Here is a 22206-nt window from a genome sequence, read left to right on the forward strand (position 1 = left end):
AGGTAACGACATGCCCTATCCGAAATTGCCCGACGACGATCGGATCGTCGTCGAAGCGGCCCGCGACTTCGCCCGCAAGCGGCTCGCCCCGCACTCTCTCGAATGGGATGCCACCGAGCACTTCCCGATCGATGAGATGCGCGAGGCGGGTTCGCTCGGGATGGCCGCGATCTACACCAAGGAGGACGTCGGCGGCTCCGGCCTGCGGAGGATCGACGGTGTGCGGATCTTCGAGGAACTGGCGAAGGCCGATCCGGTGACCGCGGCGTTCCTGTCGATCCACAACATGTGCACGTGGATGGTCGACACCTACGGCACCACGGAGCAGCGCAAGCGCTGGGTTCCGAAGATGGCGTCGATGGAGCACATCGCGAGCTACTGCCTCACCGAGCCCGGCGCGGGGTCGGATGCCGCGGCGCTGTCGACGTCGGCCCGCCGCGAGGGCGACGAATACGTGCTTCGCGGCAGCAAGCAGTTCATCTCCGGCGGCGGTGTCTCGGACGTCTACGTGGTGATGGCGCGCACCGGTGACGCCGGCCCCCGCGGAATCTCCACGTTCGTCGTCGAGAAGGGCACGCCGGGGCTGTCCTTCGGTCCGCCTGAGGCCAAGATGGGCTGGCACAACCAGCCCACGGCCCAGGTGATCTTCGACGACGTCCGGGTCCCCGCCGATGCGATGCTCGGCGGCCCGGACGGCGAGGGCACGGGATTCTCGATCGCGATGAACGGCCTGAACGGCGGGCGGCTGAACATCGCCGCGTGCTCGATGGGCGGTGCGCAAGCCGCGTACGACAAGGCGCTCGTCTACGCCACCGAGCGTGAGGCCTTCGGCAAGCCGCTGATCGCCGAACCCACCATATCGGCGACGCTCGCCGAGATGGCGACCTCTCTGGAGGCCTCCCGACTGCTCCTGTGGCGGGCGGCCGAGGCACTCGACGCCGACGATCCCGACAAGGTCGAGTTGTGCGCGATGGCGAAACGATTCGTCACCGAGAGCTGCTTCACCGTCGCCGATCAGGCGCTGCAGTTGCACGGCGGCTACGGATACCTGCACGAGACGGGTATCGAGAAGATCGTCCGCGACCTGCGGGTGAATCGCATTCTTGAAGGAACCAACGAAATCATGCGGATGGTGATCGGTCGCGCCGAGGCGCAGCGGGTCACCGCCGGAAAGGGCAACCGATGAGCACGATCGCTTTCCTCGGACTCGGTCACATGGGCGGACCGATGGCCGCCAACCTGGTCAAGGGCGGACACGAGGTGGTCGGCTTCGACCTCGTCCCCGAACTGCTGGAAGCGGCCGTCGCCGACGGTGTCCGCGCAGCGAAGTCGGCGGAGGAGGCCGTCGCCGGAACCGACGTCGTCATCACCATGCTTCCCAGCGGCGCAGCAGTGCGGGCGGTGTATGACACCGTGCTGCCGCACGCGACGCCGGGTCAGCTGTTCATCGACAGTTCCACCATCTCGGTCGAGGACGCGCGTGCCGTACACGATCTCGCTGTCGCCGCGGGCATGATGCAGCTCGATGCCCCCGTCTCCGGCGGGGTCAAGGGAGCGGCGGCCGGAACCCTGGCCTTCATGGTCGGTGGCGACGACGCGGCACTGGCCGCGGCGCAGCCGATCCTGACGCCGATGGCGGGCAAGGTGGTGCCGTGCGGCGGACCGGGCAACGGCCAGGCCGCCAAGCTGTGCAACAACATGATCCTGGCCGTGCAGCAGATCGTGGTCGGTGAGGCGTTCACTCTGGCGGAGAAGCTCGGGCTCTCGGATCAGGCGCTCTACGACGTGGTGACCGGTGCCACCGGCAACTGCTGGGCACTCTCGGCCAACTGCCCGGTGCCCGGGCCGGTCGAGACGGCACCGTCAGCCAACGACTTCCGGCCGGGGTTCGCCACCGCGCTGATGAACAAGGATCTGCACCTGGCGATGGACGCCGTGTCGACCACCGGCGCCACCGCACCGCTCGGCTCACACGCGGCCGAACTGTACGACGCCTTCGCCGCCGAGCACAGCGATCTCGACTTCAGTGCGATAATCGAAACCCTGCGCTGATCTCGAGCTCGGCGCAGCCGTAGACGATGGGAGTGGTGTGGCCGGGGTGGATCATGAGTCGAACGAGCGCGACCCGATCGCCCTGGCCCGCCGCAACTGGGAAGACGCAGGCTGGGGCGGCGACATCGCCGACGGCATGGAGGCCGTCACGTCGGTGATGCGCGCGCACCAGATCATGCTCGCGCGCGTCGAGCAGGAGCTCAAACCGTTCGGCCTCACCTTCTCCCGTTTCGAGCTGTTGCGGCTGCTGGCCTTCACCCGGCACGGCGAACTGCCGATCTCCAAGGCGAGCGACCGGCTTCAGGTGCACGTCTCCTCGGCCACCCACGCGATCGCACGCCTCGCCGACGCCGGGCTGGTGAAGCGGATACCGCACCCGAGCGACGGCCGCACCACACTCGTGTCGATCACCGATGACGGCCGGGAGTTGGTCGAAAAGGCGACGGCAGTGCTGAACAACGGCGTCTTCTCCCATGTCGGAATGACCAGCGCCCAGGCGCGTCAGTTGGTGGAGTCGATCCGGTCGCTTCGGCGTGACAACGGAGATTTCTAGACACTCGCGTTTTGGGACGGGACACCGTTCGGTGTGGTCGTGGTCTCCATCCGTCATCGGCGTCTGGCCGTCGTGCGACCGGGTGGGTAGCCTTCGTGGCGACACCCCGTGGCGGGGCGCCCGGACGAGCCCGCCGTACCCGGTCTGCGACAAGACGGTGGACGAGGAGCACTCATGCACTGGCTCGTTCTGATCCTCTCCGGCGTCTTCGAAGCGGTGTGGGCCACCGCCCTGGGACGGTCGGAAGGTCTTCACCGCCTCATCCCCACCATCGTCTTCTTCGTCGCGCTCGTCATCAGCATGGGCGGCCTCGCCTACGCGATGCGCGAACTGCCGACCGGAACGTCGTATGCGATATGGGTCGGGATCGGCGCCACCGGAGCCGTCGTCTTCGGCATGATCACCGGCACCGAAACCGCGAGCATCGCGAAGATCGTGTGCATCATCGCCATCGTCGGAGGCGTCATAGGGCTGAAGCTCGTCAGCTGACGGCCACCGCACTTCCGTGCTCCGGGCCGGTGTGTCCGGTCAGGCGGCCAGGAGTGTGTCGAGGTAGTTCTCGATGCGAGATTCGCTGGGTTCGGGCGGCGGCTGGGGTCGGTGGTCCGGGAGGAGTTCGGCGTGGTGGATTTGGTTGATCCGCCACCCGGGCCGCGTTCTCCCGCCGCTGGGTCGCCAGGCGACGCGGCCGGCATGGGGACCGTCGATCAGGATCATCGTCTGCCATTGCCCGCGGCGGGGTCCGACGGAGCGATTGTGACGCCCGCACGCCGCCCCGAGGTGGTCGATGTCGGTGGGGCCGCCGTCGGCCCAGTCCGGGAAATGATGGGCCTGCGTCCGGGAGAACGGGGCGTCGCAGCCGGGGGCGGTGCAGCCGCGGTCGCGGGCGAAGAGCATCAACCGCTGCGCCCGCGACGCCAGCCGCCGTCCCCGACCGAGGTAGAGGGCTTGTCCGGTATGACCGGAGAAGACGGCCAGATGCGGAGTCGCGGCGGCGGCGACCTCGATCAACTCCGCCACCGGCACCCGGGTCCCGGTCGCGGTCAACGCCACCCCCGCCCGCTCGGCCAACTCCCGGTCGGTGACGGTGACGACCAGATCACCCGACCGCCGACCACCCCCAACACCAGTGCGGGAGGCGCGCAGCAGCGCCTGCAGACCATCATGGGTGCGCTGCCCCGGCGTGCGAGTATCACGCTCCACCGCGGCCGCCAGAGCGGCCGGGTCCGCCGACTCCACCGTCCCCGACGGGGAATCCGGGTCGTCGGGATTGTTCATCCCCGGCGCCGCCCACGACGGCAGTGCCGCCTCCATTTCCGCCCGCAACGCCGGGGTCAAATACCCGCGGACTTTGCTCATCAGCCGCAGATCCTGCGGCAGGATCGTGAAGCCGCGCAGGCGTTTGCGGTCGCGTTCGTCGGTGACGGTCCCGTCCGGATCCAGGTGCGCCAGCAGTCGGATGCCGGCGGTGCGGACACCGGCCGGACTCAACTCGCGCGCGACCCACGCCAGCTGCGCCTCGGCGCGTGCTCGGGTGCCGGCGTCGATGGCGGTGGGGATCTTGTCCATGACGGCGTCGATCTCGCGGACGTGGTCGGCACCGATCGCACCCTCGCCCACCGCGACAGCAGTCGCCGGCAGTACCGGTTCGCGGGTCTGGCCTTGCAGGTCGGTGAACCGTCCGATCCCGGCGGCACTGACACGTCGGCGGCGGGCGGCACCGTCACCGAGCCGCAACCCCTGCGCCAAATACTGATGCACCGACAAATACCCCGCCTTGCGATACACGGCCCGGTCGGAGACCTCCACCAACACCGCGGCGTCCACACCGTCGAGACGACGATGAGTACGTTCCAATGTCTCGACGGTTTCCAGCAGGGTGTCTTCTGGGACCGCGGACAGTGGCAGGGACGCGAACTTGGTCGCCGCAGCTTCCAACAGGCGGGCGAGGGCGGCCGGATCGTCCGGCAGCACTTCTGACGCGACCATCGAACCCACCCCCCTCCACCTGCACAGTGCCCGAGAACACTCCTGCTGTGCTTCTATGTTCGAATCATACCGCCGCCCTCTGACAAAGCCGCCGCCTCACAACTCGATGCCCGATCGTGCCGCCAGCACAGCGGCCTGCACCCGCGACTGCACGCCCAGCTTCATCAGCACCCGCGAGACGTGGGTCTTCACCGTCGCCTCCCCGATCATCAGGCGGCGGGCGATCTGCGCATTCGACAGTCCGGCGCCGAGACCGCCGAGGACTTCGATCTCCCGCTCGGTGAGGTCACTCAGATCCGGAGCGGGCTCGGCGGGACGTGATCGCATCGCGTCCACCACCACCCGGGTCACCGCGGGATCGAGCACCGCGTCGCCCTGCGCGACACGTCGGACACCGTCGACGAGTTCCGCGCCGGACGCCGACTTCAGCAGAAACCCGCTCGCTCCGGCCGCCAGTGAGCCGAGCACGTATTCGTCGATGTCGAAGGTCGTCAGGACGAGGACGGCCGCGTCGGTACGCGCCATGACTTCGGCGGTGGCGGCGATTCCGTCCGTCCCCGGCATGCGGACGTCCATCACCACCACGTCCGGCCGCAGCCTCTCGGCCGCGTCGACGGCATCGGCACCGTTCGACGCCTCGCCCACCACGCTGATCTCTCCCGACGACTCCAACACCAGCCGCAGGCCTTCTCGGACCGCGGCGTGATCGTCGGCCAGGACCACTCGCGTCCGGCTCACGCCCGCACCACCGGCACCCGCACGCGGACCACCCATCGTCGACCCTCCACACCGGCGGTCGCGGACCCGCCGATGCTCTCGGCGCGAATCATCATGTTGCGCAACCCATTTCCTCCCGATCCGTCGCCTTCGCCGCGCGCCATCGCACGTCCGTCCGTGAGACCGTTGCTGACCGTCATCTCGACGAGGTCTCCGGCTGAGACCAGTTGCACCGCGACGGGCTGTCCCGGCTCGTGGCGCGTCGCGTTCGCCAGCGCCTCACCCGCGATCCGGGTCAACACCGTCTCGATCGCGAGCGGAAGACCTTCGGTGTCGCCGTGCACCTCGACGGCCGAGCCGACCGCCTCCGCCGCCGTCACGAACGGAGCGAGTGACGACCAGCGGACAGTCGGAGTGTCATCGCCGTCGGCGGCGAGCACGTCGATCATCTCCCGCAGCTCCGACAGCGCCGCCAGGCTGTTGGAGCGCATCGAGGCGATCACCGGCTTCGGGTCCGGTGCCTCACGTGCGGCCTCGGCCAGGATCGCGATCGCCGACACGTGGCCCGCCACCGTGTCGTGCAGTTCCCGCGACACCCGGCGACGTTCCTCCGCCAGCGCCGCGGCGTGCTCGGCTGCGGCGGCCGACTGTTCGGCCCGCGCCGCCCGGATGGTGGCGTGCACCGACTGCGCGTAGCCCAGCGGCGAGACGAGGAAGGCCACTCCGAGCAGGCCCACCAGCACACCGGCCCGCGGATCCGCCGCGAGCGCCACAGCCACCGCACCCGCGACCGTCACCGCGAAGCAGGCGACACCGACGAACCTGCGCAACCGCGCGGATCCGACCGTCATGACCGCGAAGATGACGTCGGTGAAGGAGATCCAGAGCGGAAGGGACGCACCCGACGGAAGGTCGAGCGCGATAAGAACCACCATGATCGCGAGCGCCGCCGACGGTCGGCGAGGCGCCGCGAGTTGAACGACGAACGCCGCCACCAGGATCGCGATCTTGACCGGAGCCGAATGCCCGCCCCAGCCCTGGATCAGCGTGAACGCCCCACTGACCCACAGCAGCAGACCGACGACCAGTGTGCCGAGAGCCGACACCGTCGTCGACGAGAATCTGGGAATCGACATCATCAGACATCACTACAGCACACGTCGCGGGGCTTCGGGTCCGCCGAAGGGATGACGCCGACGAGCCGGATGAGGGATGTGCCTTCGGGCGATCCGCCCGATGCTGAACGCATGAACGATCTGACCGACCCGGTACTGCTGACCATCGCCGGCTGTGAAGTCGGCTTCTGGGTACTCGTCGCCGACGGACTGTCGTTGCGCTACCTGGTCCGCGCGCAGCGCCTCTCGACACTGGTACTGGCGGCCGTCCCGGGGCTCGACGTCGCGGTCCTCGCGGCCGTGGCACTCGACCTCCACTCCGGCGGCGACGTCGGGTTGGCCCACCGGCTGGCGCCGATCTACTTGGGCGTGACCGTCGTCTTCGGACCGCGGCTGATCCGGTGGGCCGATGTCAGGTTCGCGCACCGGTACGCCGACGGCCCGGCACCCGTCCCGGTGCCCAAGCGGGGACCGGTACGGCTCCGGCACGAGTGGGCCGAGTTCGGCCGCTGGCTCGCCGCCGCCGCGATCGCCGGAGCGGTGGTGCTCGTCCTCGGTTTCACGGTCGCCGACGCCGGCCAGCGCGACGAATTGTTCAGTCTGTTCAAGACTCTCGGCGTCATCACCGCGATCTGGCTGCTCACCGGCCCGGTGTGGTACGCGGGGTCCGCGCGAGGAGCGTCGTCCGGCTGAACGGTGGCGCCGTCTACGACCGCCACACCGGATCCCTCTTGCCCAGGAACGCAGAGATACCCTCCTGGGCATCACAGGTGACGGCGTTGGTCGCCATCACCTCGGTCATCGCGGCGTACGCCTCCGGCTCGGTGCGATCGATCTGGTCGTAGAAGGCCCGCTTACCGATGGCGAGGGTGTCGCCGCTGAACCGGCCGATCCGCCCGGCCAGCTCCGCGACGGTGCTCTCCAGATCGGCGGCGGGCACGGCGGTGTTGACCAGGCCCCATTCGACGGCGGTCGCGGCATCGACCATGTCGCCGGTCAGCAGCATGTGCATGGCGCGCTTGCGCCCGACGGCACGGCTGAGCGCGACCATCGGAGTGGAACAGAAGAGCCCGATGCGGACGCCAGGCGTGGAGAACCGTGCACTGTCGGCGGCCACCGCGAGATCGCAGGTGGCGACCAACTGGCAGCCCGCTGCGAGCGCCATTCCCTGGACCTGGGCGATCACCGGCTGGCGAACGTCGTGGACCGCCGTCATCAGGTCGGTGCAGGCCGCGAAGATCTCCCGCTCGTCGTCGACCGTGCGCTCGACCATCTCCGACAGGTCGTGGCCGGCGGAGAACGCCGGACCGTGCGCCTTGATCACGATCACCCGCACCTCCGGGTTCTCGCCGAAAGTGCGCAGGACTTCGGTGGCAGCCCGCATGGTGGCCAGTGACAAGGGGTTTCGGCGGTCGGGGTCGTCGAGGGTGAGGACGCCGACGCCGTCGGAGACGGACGAGGACACAGCGGAATCAGTCATCTCACCATTGTCGTCCATCCTCGCCGACCGTACGATCGGTTGACATGAACGTGCCGACCGATCTGCTCCGGGATCCCCTCGTGTATCGGCTCGCCGCAGCGGGCCAGTCCGCCGACGCGATCATCTGCCTCGGCCCGATCCCCTACGTCGCGCGATGTCTGGACGACGTGGGCTATCCCGCGGACCAACGGTGGGTGTTTCCGGTGGTCAAGGCCGCGTCGGCGGCGGGACTCGCCGCGGCCCCGAGGTTCCCGATGCTGGCCCGCTTCACGGCGGTCATGCTGACGGTGTACTTCTGCCTCGCGGTCGGAGCACACGTCCGGGCCCGCGACCTCCGGCTGAACTTCGCCGCCGCGTCGTCGTTGCTTCTCTTCTACGCGGCGCTCGCCGCCACAGGTCCCCGCCCGGCCGAACGCCCGGGTCCCCGAGCCGAGCGCCGGTAACCGCCCTGATCGGCTACCGCGCCAGGGCCTTGAGCACGCGGTCGGCGTGCACGTTCATGTTGATCTCCGACGCGATCACGTCGGCGATGACTCCGTCGGAGCCGATTGCGAACGTGACCCGCTTGGTCGGCATGCCGACCTTCACCAGCAGCGATCCACGCCGGACACCGTATGCGGCGGCGACGGCGCCGTCGACGTCCGCCAGCAACGGGTAGTCGAGGGTGTGCTCGTCGGTCCAGCTCTTCTGCTTCGCGACGTCATCCCGGCTGATCCCGATCCGCTGCACTCCCGCGGCAGCGAACTCCGCTGCGAGGTCCCGGAAATGGCAGGCCTCCTTCGTGCAGCCCGGGGTGAACGCCGCCGGATAGAAGAACAGCGCGACCGGCCCGTCGGCCAGCAGTTCGGAGAGCCGTCGCCGTCGACCGTTCTGGTCGGGCAGCTCGAAATCCGGTGCGGTGTCCCCGATGTTCATGGTCCCCGACCCTACTCCGCCGGCTCAGGTGAGTCCGGCGTCGTGGATCCGGATCGCGACCTGCACCCGATTGGCGGCGTCGAGTTTGGTGAAGATCCGGGAGATGTGGGCCTTGACCGTCGCCACCGACATGTACAGCTCCGAGGCGATCTCGGCGTTCGACGCGCCCCGAGCCAGACAGACGGCCACCTCTCGCTCACGACCGGTGAGCGCGTCCACCGCCTCCCGGGCCGTGGACTCCCGGTTTCCGTCCCGGCCGTCGACGACCTGCTTGATGAGCGCCGCAGTGACCGACGGGCTCAGCGCCGGCTCCCCAGCCAGCACCCGTCCGATCGCCGTGATGATCTCCGCCGGCGGCGTGTCCTTCAACAGGAACCCGTCGGCGCCGACGGCCAGCGCTCGGACCACGTACTCGTCGGCGTCGAAGGTGGTGAGCACGATGACGGCGGGCGGATTCGGTGCCGCCTTGAACGCGGCGGTCGCGTCGATACCGTCCATCACCGGCATTCGCAGATCCATCAACAGCAGATCGACCGGATCGGCCGCGTACCGGGCCAGTGCCTCTCGGCCGTCTCCTGCCTCGGCGATCACCTCCAGACCGGGGTCGCCGCCGACCAGCAGCCGGAGCCCGGACCGGACCAGCGGATCGTCGTCGACGATCATCAATCGAGACGTCATGTCTGCCACGGTAGCCACACCCGCAGGACGAACCGGCCGTCGGCCGTCAGATGCGCCGACTGCCGCCCGCCGCGAAGCTCCACCCGCTCGGCGAGACCGACGAGTCCGAAGCCGGACTCCGGCACTCTCGACTTGTGGTCGCCGATGGGCAGCGGGTTGCTCACCACCAGGTCGACACCGCGGTCGGGTGCACCGTCGAGGCCGATCGCGACCGCTGTCGCCGGAGCGTGCTTGCGCGCATTGGTGACACCCTCCTGCACACAGCGGTAGAGCGTGGCCCCACCCCGTCGGGGATCGCCGCCAGGTCGGCGTCGCAGTCGAAGGCGAGATTCATTCCGTGCCCGCGGTTCTCGTCGATGAGGTCGGGGATGTCGGCTGCTCCGGGCTGAGGCTGCTCGGGCGACGCGTCACCGGGATCGTCGCGGAGCACACCGAGCACCTCGCGCAACTCGGTCAGCGCCGTCGCCGACATCTGCTCGATGGTCCGCGCCGCATCGCGGACCTGATCGGCCGGCAGGTCGTCGCGAAATGCCAGCGCTCCGGCGTACATGTGCACGGTGGAGATCCGGTGAGCGAGCACGTCGTGCATCTCGCGCGCGATCCGGCCGCGCTCGGTGGCCCTCGCATGCCGGACCCTGGCCTCCTGTTCCGCCTCGGCCAGTTTGGCCCGAGACCGCCACGAGGCGAGAAGTTCACGCCGCGATCCGAGGTACAGGCCCCACGCGATCGTGAGCAGCAGGATCACCGCGACGACGAAGTAGTCGATGACGGTCGGCTCGGGTTCGTCGGGTGGATGCCACAGCTGCGAGAACAGCGAACACACCATCGCGACCGCCGCGACCGGAACGATCTCCCGCCACCGTCGCCGGGTCGACAGCGAGACCAGCGCCAGCATCGACGGTCCGGCCGCCGACGCGGACACCGTCGAAGCCACGTTGGTCGCCATCGCCACCGCGACCGGATACCTCCGACGCCAGTGCACCGCGATCAACGACAGCACGCCGAGGAGCAGATCAGCCGCGAACCACCACCTCGCGTACTGCCACTGGTAGCCGGCCCGCGTGCCCCAGACCAGTCCGGAGACGGCGAGCACCACCGCGAGCCGCCACGCATGGCTGCGCCACGTGAGCTGTGGCTGATAGTCGTCGGGGTGCACGTGTGTCACCGTATCCCGCCGCCCGCGGTGCTCCCTAGTGCGCCGGGTCAGGGTCATACCCTACTTTCGGCTGACCCGGAATCAGTCGGCGGACTGATGTGCCCGCCGCCGGTTCAGAGCAGAATCGTCAGTCATGATCACCGTCGAGCACCTCACGAAGAGATATGGCGACTACGTCGCCGTCGACGACGTCTCGTTCGCTTGCAAGCCCGGCCGTGTCACCGGCTTCCTCGGGCCCAACGGCGCGGGCAAGTCGACCACCATGCGGATCATCGCCGGACTCACTCCGGCCACGGCCGGATCTGCGACCATCGCCGGCGTCGAGTACCGCGACATCCACAATCCGGCGACTCAGGTCGGAGTCCTGCTCGACGCATCCGCCCAGCACGCAGGCCGGACCGGTGCCGAGATCCTGCGCCTGTCCGCGATGACCATGGGCCTCGACCGCAGCCGCATCGACGAGGTCCTGAACCTGGTGAGCCTCACGCCGCAGGAGGCGGGGCGCCGGGTCCGCAACTACTCGCTCGGCATGCGCCAGCGGCTCGGCATCGCCAACGCCCTGCTGGGCGATCCGCGGATACTCATCCTCGACGAGCCGGTCAACGGCCTCGATCCCGCGGGAATCCACTGGATGCGCACCCTGCTGCGCAACTACGCCGACCGCGGTGGCACCGTCCTGCTGTCGAGCCACCTGCTCCACGAGATCGAGATCATCGCCGACGATCTCATCGTCATCGGGCAGGGCCGCATCGTGGCGCAGGGCACCAAGGAGCAGTTGCTCGCGGGCACCGGCACCCGAGTCAAGGCCGTCGACGACGCCGCGCTCGGGCGCGCGTTGGCCGCGGCCCAGGTGGTCGCGCACCCCGCTGCCGACGGCGGCTTCCACGTGGAAGCCGAACCGACCGTCGTCGGCCGGGTGGCGCTCGACGCCCAGATCCACCTCGTGGAGCTGCGGCCGGGCGACAACACCGGCTTGGAGGCGATGTTCTTGCAGCTCACGCAGCAGACCCAGCGTGAGCAGCCCGTCAACCAGGGAGTCTTCCGATGACCACCACGTATGCGGCCGTCGATCAGACGGCCAAGCCGATCCCGCTCAGCCGCCTGATCCGCGTCGAACTGCGCAAGCTCGTCGACACCCGCGCCGGCTTCTGGCTGATCGCGTCGATGGGTCTCATCTCGGTCGTGATCATGGTGGTCATGCTGATCACCACCGGCAACTCCACCGACAACGGTGACGGCGCCGGCTTCGCCGACTTCTTCGGCATCATGAACACCCCGACCGGCTTCCTGCTGCCGGTGATGGCGATTCTGCTGGTGACCTCCGAGTGGAGCCAGCGCGGCGCCCTGATCACCTTCACCATGGAACCGCGACGTGAACGGATCGTGGTCGCCAAGCTGGTGGCCTCGCTCGTCGCCGCACTGGCCGCGGTCGCCTTCGCCCTGATCGTCGGCGCCATCGGCAATGTGATCGTCGGCGCCGCATACGGCGACCCGAACGGTTCGTGGTCGTTCCCGGCCGCCGGGCTGACCGGCGCGGTGATCCTCCAGATCACTGGTCTCCTCCTCGGCTTCGGTTTCGCCGCGCTGTTCCTGAACACACCGGCCGCGATCGTCGCCTACTTCGTCCTGCCCAACGCCATCGGCCTGGTTCTGGAACTGGTTCCGGCGCTGCGCGACCACCATGTGGGCGACTGGATCAGCACGAGCACATCGTCCGGCCCGCTGATGTCCGACTCCTGGCCGACGGGAGCCGAATGGGCACACTTCCTGGTGGCTCACGCCATCTGGATCGGCATCCCCATCACCCTGGGCATCTACCGAATCTTGCGTTCGGAGGTCAAGTGATCTCAAGCGGTCACCTGACCTGGAAGAGCTGAACGCAATGCCGACTGGCGCACCCGAAACCTCTCCCCGGGTGCGCCAGTCATCTTTCTGCTGTCACCCCGTCTCCGCCGCCTGTCGGCCGGACGGGCGCACGACTTCGCGGTGCCCGGCGTCGATCCGCCGCGTCCAGCCGCGCGCATCGAGGTTCTCGAGCAGCGGGATCGCGACACGGCGCGAGGTGCGCAGTGCCTGCCGCGCCTGCGAGGTGGTGAAAGGCTGCGGCAGCCGGACCAGTTCGCGCATCGCCCGCGCCGGCGCGGTGGGCAGCAATACCAGCCCGTCGCCGAGCCGGAGAAGCCTCCCGGCGCGGTCGGCGGCGGCGAGTTCGCGCACGCCCAGCCCCAGAGCCGCCAGGTCGTCGGCCTCCGGAGCCGCGAACGGATCGGCCGCGAGACGCTTCTCGAGTGCGCAGACGCCCGCTTCGGCGGGGCCGAGATCGGACCTGCGCTCCGGAAGCGACAGCAGACCGCCGCGGGCCGCCACGCCGGCCCCGTCGACCACAGCGCCGAGCAGCGCCGGGTCGGGTAACGAGAGCAGATCCCGCGCCGCGCCGTACGACAGTCCCGCCGCCAGCGGGTCGCGGTCATGCAGTTCCGTGACCGCGCTACGCAGTCGCATCTGCCAGTGATGCATCAGCCGCGTCGTCACCCACCACTCGCCCACCGCCTCGACCCCGTCGGGCACCACCCCGGTCTCCAGGCCGAGGTCGTCGAGTCGGGTACGCCGGACGGCGCCCCGCCGCTGCACCTCGGCGAGGGCGGCGGCGTCCTGTGCCAGACCGGCGAGCGCTCCCGCCCGCCGTCGCGCGTCGCCGCGCCGGACGAGTTCGGGCGGATCGACGTCCAGTACCCGCACGCCGCCGAGGATCCGTCCCGCGCCGGGATCGCGCAGCGCCAGGCGGTCGTCCCGCTGGAGCGGGAGTCCCCTCGCCAGGGTGAGGCGCAGGTGGTCGCCGTTGAGCGGGCGCACGCGCACCGGCACCGCCACCGTGCCGATGTGCGCTGTGAGCCACTCCGGAAGTTCCCGCGGGCCCATCCCCGGCCCCACACGGCAGACGTCGACGAGAGTCGTCACCGGCCAGGCGCCCGGAGTGAGCAGTGCGTCGCCGCGGTGAATCGCATCGTGGGCGACGCCGCGCAGGTTCACCGCGGTACGGCTCACCGGCCGCGCGGCGTCGAGCGGCCTGCCGTGCGACTGGAGTCCGCGGACGGTCACTTCACGACGACCGTCTCTGCCGAACAGGTCCAGACGCTCGCCCGAAGCGAGTGCCCCGGCCTCGAGTGTCCCGGTGACCACGGTGCCCGAGCCGGTGACGGTGAATGCACGATCGACCCACAGCCGTACTCGTCCGGACCGCGGCTGCGGCAGTGCCGAGAGCATCCGGTCCAGCGCGCCGCGCAGATCGTCGAGCCCGGTGCCGTCACGGGCCGAGACGGCGACCGCCTCGGCGTCGGCGAGTCCGGTGTTCGCCAATTCGTGCCGCGCCTGCGCGGTGACCTCGGCGATCCGGTCCGCCGACGCCCGATCGGTCCGGGTCACCACGATCAGTCCGCGGTCGACGCCGAGCGCGGCGAGCGCATCACGGTGATCTGAGGACTGTTCGCGCCACCCCTCGTCTGCGGCGACCACGAAGCACACGGCGGGGGCCGGTCCCAGCCCGGCGAGCATGTTCGTCAGGAACCGCTCGTGGCCCGGCACGTCGACGAAGCCCACCTCCCGACCCGAGGGCAGCACGGTCCAGACGAAACCCAGGTCGATCGTGAGACCGCGCCGCCGCTCCAGTTCCCAGCGGTCCGGCTCCATCCCGGTCAGCGCTTTCACGAGAGTCGACTTGCCGTGGTCGACGTGTCCCGCGGTTGCGACGACGAACACTGCGGTCAGTCCGCCCGCATGGCGGCGCGGACGGCCTCGGCGAGCCGCGAGTCGTCCGCCTCCGGAACGCAGCGCAGGTCGATCAGTGTGAACCCGTCGTGCACGCGCGGCAGCACCGACGGCGTCTCGGTCCGCAGCCGCGCGGCTATCGACTCCGGCAGCCGGACCGCATAGCCGGGCAGCGGAACTCCCGGAGCACCGCCGCCGCCCACGCGGCCGTCGTGCTCGACGACGGTCCCGTCCACTGCCGCCGCCAGCGCCTGCGCTCGCGCCCGCAGACGCTCCGGGTCGGCGTGCAGGTATTCGACCACCGGCGCGGTGGGTCCGGCGACCGTCGCTTCGAGCGCGGCCAACGCCAGCTTGTCGATCCGCACCGCACGCGCCAGCGGGTGCCGCGACAGCCGCTGCACCAGATCTGCCCGCCCCAGGACCAGTCCGGCCTGCGGCCCGCCGAGCAGTTTGTCGCCGCTCGCGGTCACCAGATCCGCACCGTCGTTCAGCATCGTCGCCGCATCCGGTTCGTCGGGCAATGTCCGATCCGGCGCCAGCAGTCCGGAGCCGACGTCCACGACGAGCGGCACGCCCCGGTCCCGCGCCACCTGCGCCAGCTCGCTCACCGGCGCGGCCGAGGTGAATCCGGACACCGTGAAGTTGCTGGGGTGAACCTTGAGCAGACACCCGGTATCCGGACCGATCGCGTCGGCGTAGTCGGAGAGATGCGTGCGATTGGTGGTGCCGACTTCGCGGAGCCGGGCCCCGGTCGACGCGATCAGGTCGGGCAGCCGGAACCCGGCTCCGATCTCGATCAGTTCACCGCGGGAGACGACGACTTCACGGCCGGCGGCCAGCGCCGTGGTCGCGAGCACCAGTGCCGCCGCGCCGTTGTTCACCGCCAGTGCGTCACCGGCCGCCGGGCACGCGGCGAGCAACGCGGAGCGGGTCCGAGCGCCCCGCTTGCCGCGGACCCCCGATTCCAGGTCCAGTTCCACATCGACGTAGCCGGCGGCATCGACCATCGCCGACACCGCGGCCCGGCTGAGCGGGGCGCGCCCGAGATTGGTGTGGACCACGACGCCGGTGGCGTTGAGTACCGGCGTCTGCGCCGAAGCCCGCGCTCGGGTGAGGTCGGCGATCACCGCGGCAGCCACTTTCTGCGGCGGCAACTCACCTCGGCGTGCCCTCTCCTGTATCGCGCGGACACGCTCGACGACTGTGTCCGCCGACAGGCGCCGACGAGCCGCCGCTACCTCCGGCAACGCCAGCAGAGCATCCGTGCGCGGAATCAATCTGCGCGGGTCGTGCTGCGGCGCAACCTGATTCACTCAGTCTCCTGGTCACTCGACGAGAGAGTTTGGCGGAGACGGACGGGAATCGAACCCGCCAGACCGAGATACTCGACCTCACCGGTTTTGAAGACCGGGGGGCCCACCAGGAACCCAGACGCCTCCGCAGACCAACATAGCCGTCTACGCTCGGCCGTGTGACTCAGGTTAAGCGACTGACCGACTACGCCCACGGCGGAGGGTGCGCCTGCAAGATCCCGGCGGGCGAGTTGGAGGACGCGGTGCGGGGCCTCGTCGGACAGCGATCCCCCGATGTGCTGGTGGGTCTCGACGACGGCGACGACGCCGCCGCGGTCCGCGTCGCCGACGGTCTGGCGGTGCTGTCCACCGCCGACTTCTTCACTCCCGTCGTCGACTCCGCCTACGACTGGGGCGCGATCGCCGCGGCCAACGCCCTGTCGGACGTCTACGCGATGGGCGGGCGGCCGGTGGTGGCCATCAACCTGGTCGGCTGGCCTCGCGAGGTGCTGCCGATGGAACTGCTGACGGAGGTGCTGCGCGGCGGGCTCGACGTCGGCGCCCAGGCCGGATGCCCGGTGATCGGCGGTCACACCATCGACGACCCCGAGCCCAAGTACGGCATGGCGGTCACCGGCGTCGCCGACCCCGACCGTCTCCTGCGCAACGACGCCGCCGAGCCGGGGCTCCCCCTCACGCTGACCAAACCCCTCGGCGTCGGCTTGCTGAACAATCGGCACAAGCGGACCGGCGAGGTGTTTCCCAACGCGATCGCGTCGATGACCGCACTCAACCGCGATGCGGCCGACGCCGCCGTGGCGAACGGCGTCCAGGCCGCCACCGACGTCACGGGCTTCGGTCTGCTGGGCCACCTCTACAAGATGTGCCGCGCGTCCGGCGTGAGCGCCGTGGTGGAGGCCTCGGCGGTGCCGGTACTCGACGGCGCTCTCGAAGCCCTCCGCGACGGCTACGTCTCCGGCGGGACGCGACGCAACCTGGACTGGGTGCGCCCGCACCTCGGCGCGGGCGCCGGGGTGAGCGAAGACGATCTGCTGCTGTTGGCCGACGCCCAGACCTCCGGCGGTCTGCTGGTGGTCGGTGAAGTGCCCGGCCATCCGGTGATCGGGCACACCGTGGCCGGCGGAGTGCCGGGCATCACAGTCCGGTGATCGAGTCTCCCGTCACCCCCGCCGCACGGCGGGCCGCGAGCCTGCGCTTCTGCGGTTCGATCGTGTAGCGCGGATCGCGCGCCGACTCCAGGCCCGCATGAAAGACGCCGAACCGCGTGCACGTGGACGCCGCGACCAGCGCTCCACCGGCCGCCGCTGCCAGCGCCCGCCGGCCCCGGCCCTGCCGACCGCCCGCGATCAGCGCGCCCACGCCGCCGGCCACCGCGAGCCGCTCGGCCCAGCGCATCAGCTTCCCCGGCCCGCCGTGGTGGAGGGGTTCGGCGGCCACCGGGTCCATCCGCTGCTCCATCAGCCGCGTCGCCGCGACGTCGCCGATCACACCGAGAACGGCCAGATTGCGGGCCGGTCCCGCTTCCGCTGCGGGCGTGGTGATCAGTGCGAGACCGCCCGCGGCCAAGCTCGCGGAACTGACGAACACGAAGGGAAGATCCCGGTGCATCGCATTCCACGTCGGCATCGCGGTGTCGCCGAGCAGGACCGCGGTGTACGCGGCCAGCGGGGCACCCATCGCGGCCGCCCCCAGTCCCGCCGGGCCCTCGAGTGCCCGGAGCAGCGGTCGGAGCCGGCCGAGCGGCAGCCGATCACCCGTCAGAGCGTCGACCTCCGACGCGGCGGCCACCCCGATCATCCCGCTGTACCCCATCAGAATCCATGAGCCGACGCTCATCGGCGAGGTGACCTTGAAGGTCCTCATCATGTGCAGGAACCGCTCCGGCCGACCTAGATCGGCGACGAGCGCCAGAGCTCCGGCCCCCGCGGCGCCGAGCCCCGCCAGTCGCGCATTGCGGCGCAACACCTTCCGTCCGGTGAGCTGAGCACCCGCGGCGAGCAGTCCGGAGCCGCCGGCGATCCCGCCGAGCACCAGATACGCACCGACGGGCGTCTCCCAGGGCGGCGCCTTGACGACGGGGTGCCCGTAGTAGCCGTTCTCATCGAGATGCTCCACCTGCGCCTGCGGCACCATCAACTCGTCGCCGCGGCGACCGCCGCCCCCGCGACGCCTCCCCCGCTGCGGACGCTGCGGACGCGGCGGACGGAACTGGCCGTATTCGGAACTCGTCACGGTCGCCGGTCCCTTCGCGAGCCGAGGAACGACAGCACGGCGGCGCCCACCATCCCGGCCACCGCCGCACCGGCACGCCGGTACATCCGGGGCAGATCGGCGGTGCACACGCGGGGGTCGGGCGGCAGTCCGTACACCTCCGGCTCGTCGAGCAGCAGGAACACCGACCCGGTGCCGCCGACGCCGTCGTCCTCGTTGGCGCCGTACAGCCGCGCCTCGATCATCCCCTCGGCGTGCAGTTGCGCCACTCGCTCGTGCGCTCGCTCCACCATGTCCGTGCGCCGGCCGAAGGAGATCGACGTGGTGGGGCACGTCTGTGCGCAGGCGGGCGTCTGGTCGTCTCGCAGGCGGTCGTAGCACAGCGTGCACTTCTGGGCGACGCCCCGATTCGGGATCTCGGGCTGCTCACCCTTGCGGTCGCCCTCGCGGACGGTCGGCGCCACCGTGCCGTCGCTGCGGCGCTCCACCACCCCGAAGGGGCAGCCGGCCACGCAGGTGCCGCAGCCGTTGCAGATGTCGGCCTGCACCACCACGGTGCCGAACTCCGTCCGCATCATCGCGCCGGTGGGGCACACGTCGAGGCAACCGGCGTGCGTGCAGTGCTTGCAGACGTCTGAGGACATCAGCCATCGGAATTCCGGCGTGTCCGGCGGCGTCGTGTCCGGTGACGGCGAACTCGGCGCCGGCGGGTCGAGGGGGTCGGCACCGCGGACCTGCGGCATACCCAGGTCCGCCAGCCCTGCGCCCGAGGCTCGTGCCGTGGCGATGCGGTCCGCGTCCTGCTCGACGAAGGCGACATGCCGCCACGTGCTGGCACCGAGAGACACGGAGTTGTCGTACGACATTCCGGTGAACTCGAGGTCACCGTCTCTGGGGTTGCCGTTCCACTCCTTGCACGCCACCTCGCAGGCTTTGCAGCCGATGCAGATCGAGGTGTCGGTGAAGAAGCCGCGCCGGTCCTCGTGAGGATGCCAGTGCGCATCAGCGCTCGGATCGGTCGGTCCGGTCAGCTGGCCCATCACTGCTCCTCTCGCGGTGTGAGACGGCTGTTGTCCGTCTCGACGGTGGCCCCGGACCGTCGCTGGTAGTCGCGCACCAGCGCATCGGCGGCGGCACCGCGCGGACGACGCCCCGCGATGACCGCACACGAACCCACCTTCGACTCCTGAATGAAGACGTTCGGATCCATCGTGACACCGACGAGGTCGTTGGCGGCGTCACCGCTGACCACCGCGTCGTTGCCCACACCCCAGTGATACGGCAGACCCACCTGGTGCACCACGCGGCCGTTGATCTCCAGCGGCCGCATCCGGTCGGTGACCAGCACCCGGGCCTCGATCACACCGCGCGGCGAGACGATCGTCGCCCATCCCTGCGCGGTCAGCCCGCATTCGGCGGCCAGTTCCGGAGAGACCTCGCAGAACATCTCCGGCTGGAGTTCGGAGAGGTACGGCGACCATCGGCTCATGCCGCCCGCCGTGTGGTGCTCGGTGAGCCGGTACGTCGTGAAGACGTACGGGTAGACGCCGGCGCCCGGGTCGCCGGCACTCGGCGCGTCGAGATTGTCCTCGCGGGGGAGCATCACCCTGGCGGGCGACTGCTGCTGCGGATACAGGGCGTTGCGGACCGGCGACTCCTGCGACTCGTAGTGCGTCGGCATCGGACCGTCGACCAGACCGTTCGGCGCGAACAACCAGCCCTTCCCGTCCGCCTGCATGATGAACGCGTCGTCGCCGCCGATGGCGTCGGCACCGATCGCCCCCTCCGGCGGCACCGTCCCAGGCGCGCGGTCGATCGGGAAGTCCGGAACGTCCGATCCGGTCCACCGTCCGGCGTCGGCGTCCCACCAGACGTACTTCTTGCGTTCGCTCCACGGCCGGCCCTGCGGGTCGGCCGACGCCCGGTTGTAGAGGATGCGGCGGTCGGACGGCCACACCCAGCCCCAGTCGGACTGCGTCACACCGCCACCGCCGCCGGGGGTGCGCCGCGCGGCCCTGTTGACCCCGCCGGCGTAGACGCCCGCGTAGATCCAGCACCCGGAGATCGTGGAGCCGTCGGAACGCAACTCGGTGTAGGAGTCGATCGGTTCGCCGGCGTTCGGCCCCGTCAGATGACGGCCGTTGATCTCGGCGAGCACCGCCTCCGGGTCCACGTCACCGTGTTCGTTGCGGCGGTAGTCCCAGGTCAGATCCTGGAGGGGACGGTCGCGCGGGTCGGTCGAGTCGGCCACGCGTTCCCGGATGCGCCTGCCGAGTTCGTAGTAGAAGTCGAGTTCGCTCTGCGCGTCGCCGGGTGGGGCCACCGCCTGGTGGCGCCACTGCACCATGCGCTGCGTCTGAGTGAACGAGCCGGCCTTCTCGACGTGGGTGGCGGCCGGCAGGAAGAAGACCTCGGTGGCGATGTCCTCGGTCTTCAGTTCGCCCGAGTCGATCTCGGGCCCCTCCTTCCACCAGGTGGCGCTCTCGATCATGTTCAGATCACGCACCACCAGCCACTTGAGCTTGGACATCGCCATCCGCTGTTGACGGCTGTTGGCCGATCCGACGGCGGGGTTCTGACCGACGATGAAGTAACCGTCGACATTGCCCTCCAGCATCTCCACCACGGTCTGGTATGTGCCCGCCGGTCCGGTGAGCCGCGGCAGATAGTCGAAGCACCAGTCGTTCTCGGCGGTCGCCGCCTCACCCCACCACGCCTTGAGCAGACTCACCGCGTAGTCCTCGGCATACGCCCAGAATCCCTTGCCGGACGCCGGCCGCACCGTCGCGAGGTAGTCGTCGAACGTGTTGTGCTTGCCCGCGGACGGCATCGGCAGGTAGCCGGGAAGCAGATCGAACAGCGTCGGAATGTCCGTGGAGCCCTGGATGCTCGCGTGACCGCGCAACGCCATGATTCCGCCACCGGGACGTCCGACGTTGCCGAGAAGCAACTGCAGAATGGCAGCCGTGCGGATCACCTGGGCGCCCATCGTGTGCTGAGTCCACCCGGTCGCGTAGCCGAAGCATCCGGTGCGTTCGGGGCCCGAGTTGTCGGCCAGCGACCGTGCGAGGTACTCGAACTCCGCTTCGGCGATGCCGCACATCTGCGTCACCGTCTCCGGGGTGTAGCGGGAGTAGTGCCGCTTCAGGATCTGGAACACGGTGCGCGGATCCTGCAGCGTCTCGTCCCGCCCGCCGGTGTACTGCCAGGTGGCGCGATCGTAGGTCCCGGACTCCTCGTCGAAGCCGGAGAAGAGACCGTCCAGGTCGTCGGTGTCCCGGTAGTCCTCGCTCACCAGAGTCGCCGCGTTGGTGTACGCGACGACGTACTCGTGGAAGTAGCGCTCGCGGGTGATCATGTAGTTGATCAGCGCACCCAGCAGCACGATGTCCGATCCCGCCCGGATCGAGATGTGCTTGTCGACCACCGCCGACGTGCGGGTGAAACGCGGATCGACGTGGATCACGCGGGCACCGCGCGCCTTCGCCTCAGTGACCCATTGGAATCCGACGGGATGCGCTTCCGCCATGTTGCCGCCCATGAGCACGATGCAGTCGGCATTGGCCATGTCCTGCAAGAACTGGGTGGCACCACCGCGGCCGAACGAGGCTCCCAGACCGGGAACCGTGGCGGAGTGTCATATCCGCGCCTGATTCTCGATCTGAATCGCGCCCGCGGCGGTGAAGAGCTTCTTGATCAGGTAATTCTCTTCGTTGTCTAGCGTCGCCCCGCCGAGTGAGGCCACACCCATGGTGCGGCGCAAGGGGTTTCCGTGCTCGTCGACGTCCTGCCAGTGCCTGCGACGGGCTTCGAGGAAGCGGTCGGCGATCATGTCGATCGCGGTGTCCCGATCCAGGTCCTGCCACTGCGTGGCGTACGGGGCGCGGTAGCGGACCGTGGTCTGCCGGAGCGGGTTGTTCACCAATTGCTCGCTCGACGCCCCCTTCGGACAGAGTCGCCCGCGCGAGATCGGGGAATCCGGATCGCCCTCGATGGCGATGACCCGCTCATCCTTGACGTACACCCGCTGACCGCACCCGACCGCACAGAACGGGCAGACGCTCTGCGCCATCCGGTCCGCCGTGGCGGTGCGTGACTGCATCGCCTTGGTGCGCGGCGACTCCACCGCGGGGCCTCGGCCCAGCACGTCACCCGACCGCAGTTGCCGGAACACCGGCCACTCGAGGGGACTGAACCTGGACACGTCCCCAACCCTATCGCGTCGGCGCGCTCGGGCCGGCCGGATCGATCCGGAAATCGGC

The 22206-nt window shown here is 69.7% G+C and carries 20 protein-coding genes, 1 tRNA gene, 1 pseudogene and 1 riboswitch; of the genes and pseudogenes, 9 read left to right on the top strand and 13 right to left on the bottom strand.

Features of this window, described 5'->3' with window-relative positions; translation table 11 throughout:
- Positions 1-10 precede the first annotated feature (10 nt).
- From ACK8HH_RS13275 to ACK8HH_RS13290, 4 genes are all read left to right on the top strand, one after another.
- Positions 11-1186 carry an acyl-CoA dehydrogenase family protein gene (locus ACK8HH_RS13275; RefSeq protein ID WP_062367018.1) on the top strand — a complete coding sequence of 392 codons (1176 nt, stop codon included), beginning with the start codon at positions 11-13 and terminating at the stop codon, positions 1184-1186.
- Entirely contained in the window at positions 1183-2052 is an 870-nt protein-coding gene (gene mmsB / locus ACK8HH_RS13280; RefSeq protein ID WP_062367020.1) for a 3-hydroxyisobutyrate dehydrogenase, read from the top strand. Before ACK8HH_RS13275 ends, mmsB begins: the two co-directional genes overlap by 4 nt.
- A 37-nt stretch (positions 2053-2089) precedes the next feature.
- A complete protein-coding gene (locus ACK8HH_RS13285) occupies positions 2090-2605 on the top strand; it encodes a MarR family transcriptional regulator (RefSeq protein WP_006895814.1) in 516 nt (171 codons plus the stop codon).
- Between the two features lie 99 nt (positions 2606-2704).
- Positions 2705-2769: riboswitch (guanidine-III (ykkC-III) riboswitch) on the top strand.
- A gap of 10 nt (positions 2770-2779) precedes the next feature.
- Positions 2780-3094, top strand: a complete 315-nt coding sequence (locus ACK8HH_RS13290; RefSeq protein ID WP_045538303.1) for a DMT family transporter — start codon at positions 2780-2782, stop codon at positions 3092-3094.
- 39 nt (positions 3095-3133) lie between these two features.
- Here ACK8HH_RS13290 and ACK8HH_RS13295 read toward each other — a convergent pair whose 3' ends face one another.
- From ACK8HH_RS13295 to ACK8HH_RS13305, 3 genes are all read right to left on the bottom strand, one after another.
- A complete protein-coding gene (locus tag ACK8HH_RS13295; protein WP_412475252.1) occupies positions 3134-4594 on the bottom strand; it encodes a DUF222 domain-containing protein in 1461 nt (486 codons plus the stop codon).
- A 96-nt stretch (positions 4595-4690) separates the two neighbouring features.
- Positions 4691-5332 (bottom strand): response regulator, encoded by a 642-nt coding sequence (locus ACK8HH_RS13300; RefSeq protein WP_006895811.1) that lies wholly within the window; start codon positions 5330-5332, stop codon positions 4691-4693.
- A complete protein-coding gene (locus ACK8HH_RS13305) occupies positions 5329-6450 on the bottom strand; it encodes a sensor histidine kinase (protein ID WP_062367765.1) in 1122 nt (373 codons plus the stop codon). The genes ACK8HH_RS13300 and ACK8HH_RS13305 overlap by 4 nt, the downstream gene beginning before the upstream one ends.
- Before the next feature lie 108 nt (positions 6451-6558).
- On the opposite strand from ACK8HH_RS13305, the gene ACK8HH_RS13310 reads away from it, so the two are divergent.
- A complete protein-coding gene (locus tag ACK8HH_RS13310) occupies positions 6559-7119 on the top strand; it encodes a hypothetical protein (protein WP_412475253.1) in 561 nt (186 codons plus the stop codon).
- Positions 7120-7132: 13 nt separating this feature from the next.
- On the opposite strand, the gene ACK8HH_RS13315 is transcribed toward ACK8HH_RS13310, so the two are convergent.
- On the bottom strand, positions 7133-7906 hold the full coding sequence (locus ACK8HH_RS13315; protein WP_052692412.1) for an enoyl-CoA hydratase: 774 nt from the start codon (positions 7904-7906) through the stop codon (positions 7133-7135).
- A 50-nt stretch (positions 7907-7956) separates the two neighbouring features.
- Here ACK8HH_RS13315 and ACK8HH_RS13320 point away from each other — a divergent pair, with 50 nt between their 5' ends.
- Positions 7957-8349, top strand: a complete 393-nt coding sequence (locus tag ACK8HH_RS13320) for a DoxX family protein (RefSeq protein ID WP_372452519.1) — start codon at positions 7957-7959, stop codon at positions 8347-8349.
- A gap of 13 nt (positions 8350-8362) precedes the next feature.
- Here the strand turns inward: ACK8HH_RS13320 and ACK8HH_RS13325 are convergent, their stop codons facing one another.
- The 3 genes and pseudogenes from ACK8HH_RS13325 to ACK8HH_RS13335 all read right to left on the bottom strand — a co-directional run bounded on the left by ACK8HH_RS13325 (position 8363) and on the right by ACK8HH_RS13335 (position 10712).
- Positions 8363-8821, bottom strand: a complete 459-nt coding sequence (locus tag ACK8HH_RS13325; RefSeq protein ID WP_412475254.1) for a peroxiredoxin — start codon at positions 8819-8821, stop codon at positions 8363-8365.
- A gap of 24 nt (positions 8822-8845) precedes the next feature.
- Positions 8846-9499 (bottom strand): response regulator, encoded by a 654-nt coding sequence (locus ACK8HH_RS13330; RefSeq protein WP_039867204.1) that lies wholly within the window; start codon positions 9497-9499, stop codon positions 8846-8848.
- Positions 9496-10712: pseudogene (locus ACK8HH_RS13335) on the bottom strand (sensor histidine kinase). The gene ACK8HH_RS13330 and the pseudogene ACK8HH_RS13335 overlap by 4 nt, the downstream one beginning before the upstream one ends.
- 76 nt (positions 10713-10788) lie before the next feature.
- On the opposite strand from ACK8HH_RS13335, the gene ACK8HH_RS13340 reads away from it, so the two are divergent.
- Both ACK8HH_RS13340 and ACK8HH_RS13345 read left to right on the top strand, forming a co-directional pair.
- Complete coding sequence (locus tag ACK8HH_RS13340) at positions 10789-11703, top strand: ABC transporter ATP-binding protein (RefSeq protein WP_045538289.1); 915 nt, start codon at positions 10789-10791, stop codon at positions 11701-11703.
- Positions 11700-12500 (top strand): ABC transporter permease subunit, encoded by an 801-nt coding sequence (locus tag ACK8HH_RS13345; RefSeq protein WP_006895802.1) that lies wholly within the window; start codon positions 11700-11702, stop codon positions 12498-12500. Before ACK8HH_RS13340 ends, ACK8HH_RS13345 begins: the two co-directional genes overlap by 4 nt.
- 93 nt (positions 12501-12593) lie before the next feature.
- Here the strand turns inward: ACK8HH_RS13345 and selB are convergent, their stop codons facing one another.
- From selB to ACK8HH_RS13360, 3 genes are all read right to left on the bottom strand, one after another.
- Positions 12594-14411: a selenocysteine-specific translation elongation factor gene (selB, locus tag ACK8HH_RS13350; RefSeq protein ID WP_006895801.1), complete on the bottom strand. Its 1818-nt coding sequence runs from the start codon at positions 14409-14411 to the stop codon at positions 12594-12596.
- Positions 14412-14416: 5 nt separating this feature from the next.
- On the bottom strand, positions 14417-15733 hold the full coding sequence (gene selA, locus ACK8HH_RS13355) for an L-seryl-tRNA(Sec) selenium transferase (RefSeq protein WP_412475255.1): 1317 nt from the start codon (positions 15731-15733) through the stop codon (positions 14417-14419).
- Positions 15734-15763: 30 nt separating this feature from the next.
- Positions 15764-15859 (bottom strand) — tRNA-Sec (locus ACK8HH_RS13360).
- A 32-nt stretch (positions 15860-15891) separates the two neighbouring features.
- Here ACK8HH_RS13360 and selD point away from each other — a divergent pair.
- Entirely contained in the window at positions 15892-16881 is a 990-nt protein-coding gene (gene selD / locus ACK8HH_RS13365; protein ID WP_006895799.1) for a selenide, water dikinase SelD, read from the top strand.
- On the opposite strand, the gene nrfD is transcribed toward selD, so the two are convergent.
- From nrfD to fdnG, 3 genes are read right to left on the bottom strand one after another with little or no spacing between them, the layout of a single operon-like run.
- Entirely contained in the window at positions 16868-17965 is a 1098-nt protein-coding gene (nrfD, locus tag ACK8HH_RS13370; protein WP_006895798.1) for an NrfD/PsrC family molybdoenzyme membrane anchor subunit, read from the bottom strand. The two genes, selD and nrfD, sit on opposite strands and share 14 nt — an antisense overlap.
- Positions 17962-18984 (bottom strand): 4Fe-4S dicluster domain-containing protein, encoded by a 1023-nt coding sequence (locus ACK8HH_RS13375; RefSeq protein WP_006895797.1) that lies wholly within the window; start codon positions 18982-18984, stop codon positions 17962-17964. Before ACK8HH_RS13375 ends, nrfD begins: the two co-directional genes overlap by 4 nt.
- Entirely contained in the window at positions 18984-22148 is a 3165-nt protein-coding gene (gene fdnG, locus ACK8HH_RS13380; protein WP_412475256.1) for a formate dehydrogenase-N subunit alpha, read from the bottom strand. Before fdnG ends, ACK8HH_RS13375 begins: the two co-directional genes overlap by 1 nt.
- Positions 22149-22206 lie beyond the last annotated feature (58 nt).

The sequence above is a fragment of the Gordonia sp. LUNF6 genome, assembly GCF_047041125.1.
Taxonomy (GTDB): Bacteria; Actinomycetota; Actinomycetes; order Mycobacteriales; family Mycobacteriaceae; genus Gordonia; species Gordonia sihwensis.